The organism is Methylobacterium sp. J-026 (assembly GCF_022829585.1).
Lineage (GTDB): Bacteria > Pseudomonadota > Alphaproteobacteria > Rhizobiales > Beijerinckiaceae > Methylobacterium.
The window spans coordinates 1-3,427 of sequence record NZ_JAKSYC010000003.1 but is presented as its reverse complement, the minus strand read 5'-3'; the positions used below and the strand labels follow the sequence as shown (position 1 = coordinate 3,427).

General features: G+C 62.4%; 2 protein-coding genes and 3 pseudogenes. 4 read left to right on the top strand and 1 reads right to left on the bottom strand.

All coding sequences use genetic code 11. The features are described from left to right. From MKK69_RS00045 to MKK69_RS00030, 4 genes and pseudogenes are all read left to right on the top strand, one after another. Window positions 1-724, top strand: a 724-nt coding sequence (locus MKK69_RS00045; RefSeq protein WP_243964587.1) for a catalase family protein, incomplete at its 5' end; no start/stop codon positions are given. 339 nt (window positions 725-1,063) lie between these two features. After that, a pseudogene (gene ctrA / locus MKK69_RS00040) lies at window positions 1,064-1,765 on the top strand (response regulator transcription factor CtrA). An 80-nt stretch (window positions 1,766-1,845) separates the two neighbouring features. Then, a complete protein-coding gene (locus MKK69_RS00035) occupies window positions 1,846-2,379 on the top strand; it encodes a MucR family transcriptional regulator (RefSeq protein ID WP_409564757.1) in 534 nt (177 codons plus the stop codon). Window positions 2,380-2,583: 204 nt separating this feature from the next. After that, window positions 2,584-2,866, top strand: a pseudogene (locus MKK69_RS00030) (transposase); the annotation flags it as partial. Between the two features lie 104 nt (window positions 2,867-2,970). Here the strand turns inward: MKK69_RS00030 and MKK69_RS00025 are convergent. After that, a pseudogene (locus tag MKK69_RS00025) lies at window positions 2,971-3,123 on the bottom strand (NAD(P)-binding domain-containing protein); the annotation flags it as partial. Between the last annotated feature and the right edge of the window lie 304 nt (window positions 3,124-3,427).

The following is a 3,427-nucleotide window of genomic DNA, read 5'->3' as shown; positions in this document are numbered from 1 at the left end:
CGATACGCAGGACTTGGTGCTGGCAACCGGCACCACCTTCCCGTCAGGCACCGCGGCGGGCTTCCTGCGTGACGGTACCGTCATCGGCAAATCGACAGGCCTGCCCGAGGGCGTCAAGAGCGCCATCTCATCGACGATGCGCAATCTCAATAAGGCCCTTCACGCCTTCGGGACGGAGAGTGCGTTCGCCGATTTCTTCGGCCATCCCTACAGCCACCCGCTGGCCGACAGCTACTTCAGCCAGGCGCCGATCCGCTTCGGTGACTACGTGGCCAAGCTCGGTGCCGTGCCAGCCCCGGGGGAACAACGTGCCCTATCCGAGTGGCGCCTCGACCCGCACGTGGACGAGGACGGCTTCCGCCACGCGGCGATCGACTTCTTTCGCGAGCACGATGTGGTGTTTGAGCTGAAGGCGCAGCTGTGGTCAGACGCGGATCGGCAGCCGATCGAGGACGCCTCGGTCGACTGGCCGGTGTCGATCAGTCCGTACCGAACTATCGCAACACTGCGCCTGCCGCGCCAGGATGCCTACGGACCGGATCGTGTGCGCTACTTCGACGAGATGATGACCTTCCGCCCCGCCCACAGCCTGACAGCGCATCGGCCGCTCGGGTCAGTGATGCGAGCGAGACTGCAGGTCTACCAAGCCCTGAGTGCGTTTCGACACCGTCAAAACCATGTCGCCGAGGAGAACACAGCCGGTATCGAGCAGATCCCTGCGTGAGAACAGACCGCTGCGCTTCCCCGCGGACGTTCACGACGATCAAGTCGACAGCATCGCCCTCGTAGGACAGCTTCTTGACCGCGCCCGCCCTGGCATCGCGCCGAAGGCCCCGCCGAAGTCGACCGAGGGCTTGAGCGGCTACAAGACCACGAGAACTGGCGGCGGATCGTGGCGGGTGTAGGAGACCATCAGCAACGGCGTGCTGTGCCTTTCCAGGCCCGCACTGACCGCCGAGGAGTGGGTTGTGCGGGTTGTGACCGAGCATTGAACAACATAATCGGTTATTAACGGTTTAGTATCGTTGAGAAAGTATGAAGCACCTAACATCGAGGTGCTATCATGCGCGTTCTGTTGATCGAAGACGATGCTACCGTCGCGCAGAGCATCGAGTTGATGCTCAAGTCCGAGAATTTCAATACCTACACCACCGACCTCGGTGAGGAGGGCGTCGATCTCGGCAAGCTTTACGATTATGACATCATCCTCCTCGATCTGAACCTGCCCGACATGTCTGGGTACGAGGTGCTGCGCTCGCTGCGCGCCGCCAAGATCAAGACGCCGGTCCTCATCCTCTCCGGCATGAGCAGCATCGAGGACAAGGTGAAGGGGCTCGGCTTCGGGGCGGACGACTACCTCTCAAAACCCTTTCACAAGGACGAGCTGATCGCGCGCATCCACGCCATCGTGCGCCGCTCGTAGGCTCACGCCTAGTCGGTATTTGAGATGGGCGATCTGCTAACCGACCTCGACGAGAAGATGGCCAGGGTAGGCGGTAATCGCATCCCGCTCACCGGCAAGGAGTACCAGATGCTGGAACTTCTCGGTCTGCGGATGGGCATGACGATCACCAAGGAGATGTTCCTCAACCACCTCTACGGCGGCTTGGACGAGCCGGAGCTGAAGATCATCGATGTGTTCATCTGCAAACTGCGCAAGAAGCTCGCCAACGCCAGTCAGGGCAAGAACTACATCGAAACCGTTTGGGGCCGCGGCTACGTGCTGCGCGGAGGTGCGCCTGAGATGCGAGCAATGGCGAGCTAGAGATTTCTTCTTTTGCAGGAGGATGAGCGCTTAATACGCGTTGATTTATGGGGCCGGCCGGTACAGGTGTTCTGCCTCTTATGAGCAGGTGCATCGTGGACGCAATCGTTGAGACGATCGAGCCGGAAGGCATCGACTACGCCGAACTGACGACGACCCTTATCGCAGCCTACGTGTCGAACAACCATATCCAGCCCAGCGAGATCGGGGCTCTGATCGCCAGCACGCACGCCGCACTCACGGGCCTCGGTCAGGGTAGCCCCGCCAGCGCTCCTTCGGCTGAGAAGCTCACCCCTTCCCAGATCCGGAAGTCGATCACGCCGGACGCGTTGATCAGCTTCATCGACGGCAAGCCGTACAAGACCCTGAAGCGTCACCTGACCGGCGCCGGGATGACCATCGAGCAGTACCGGGAGCGCTTCGGCCTGCCGCGGGACTACCCCTCGACGGCCGCCAGCTACTCGGCGCAGCGGTCTGCGCTCGCCAAGAGCCTCGGCCTCGGAAACAACCGCCGGAAGGCGGCTGCGAAAGCCGCCGAGGGCACCGAGACTGTCTCCGACAAGCCGAAGCGTGCTGGCCGACCGCGGAAGGCGAAGGACGTTGCTGAGGCGTAGTGCGCTCGTCGCCGGAGGTCTCACCGTAGCGGTATTGTCATCTCGGCGCTGCCGTTCGGCGTGAACCTCTCAAGTCGTGGTCCTGGCTCGCTCGCCTCACATTCCAACCGGTTCAGCCGGGCATTGACGGCCTCGATCTGATCGGCCCCCTTGGGAGTGGTCCGCCCTGAAGTATGGCTTTTGAGCCGACAGAGGACGGAACCGATGGCCCAACGACCCAAGCCCGAGGAGATCGTGAGCAAGCTGCGTCAGGTCGACGTGCTGGTCTCACAAGGACAGAGCGTCGCCGCGTCGCCGCGTCGCCGCGTCGATCAGGGCGATCGGCGTGACCGAGGTGACGTACTATCGCTGGCGCAAGGAGTACGGCAGCCTGAAGTCGGATCAAGTGAAGCGGATGAAGGATCTTGAGACGGAGAACCAGCGTCTCAGGAAAGCTATCGCCGACTTAACACTGGACAAGCTGATCTTGCAGGAGGCGTCCCGGGGAAACTTCTAGAGCTGTTCCCGGAGGCGTTGCGACGGAGCCGGGGTTGCCGCGTTGACCGGTTAAGGAGGCGGCAATGCCATCACCTTTATCAGTCGATCTGCGCGAGCGCGTTGTAGCGGCCCGAGTTCCGAGACCATGGACGCGAGAGTCTCCGGGTGACGCGAGGCGAACATCACCTCGTGCCAGTCCTTGACCCACAGGGTCCCGATGGTGCCGCCGATATTGCCAGCGCCGATCACGCCGATCCGGATCTTCTGTGGTCACCTGCCGCAACAACAGCATCACGCCTCCAGCGATTAGAGGGGAGGAGAGCGAGTTGTGCCGCACCGCATGCAGGGCACCATAGTAGAGCGCGACCCCCGCCTCGCTCCGGCTTGCGGTCCCGACAAATTCCTCCACGCAAGTGCACCGGTTCAACCGCGCTTGCAACCGATCCATGGCCCCGTCCAGCCAATCCCGGCGCGCCACGACGCCGCTTTCAAGGCCCCCGGCCCCTACCGTCATGGTCGGACTCGGATTCCATCCCGCCGCATGATCCACCGGGGAGGCGCCCTTCACTCC

What these genes read in the sequence shown, in the direction of transcription:
- MKK69_RS00035 (WP_409564757.1), top strand. Translation starts at nt 1,846, where the DNA reads ATGAGCAGGTGCATCGTGGACGCAATCGTTGAGACGATCGAGCCGGAA.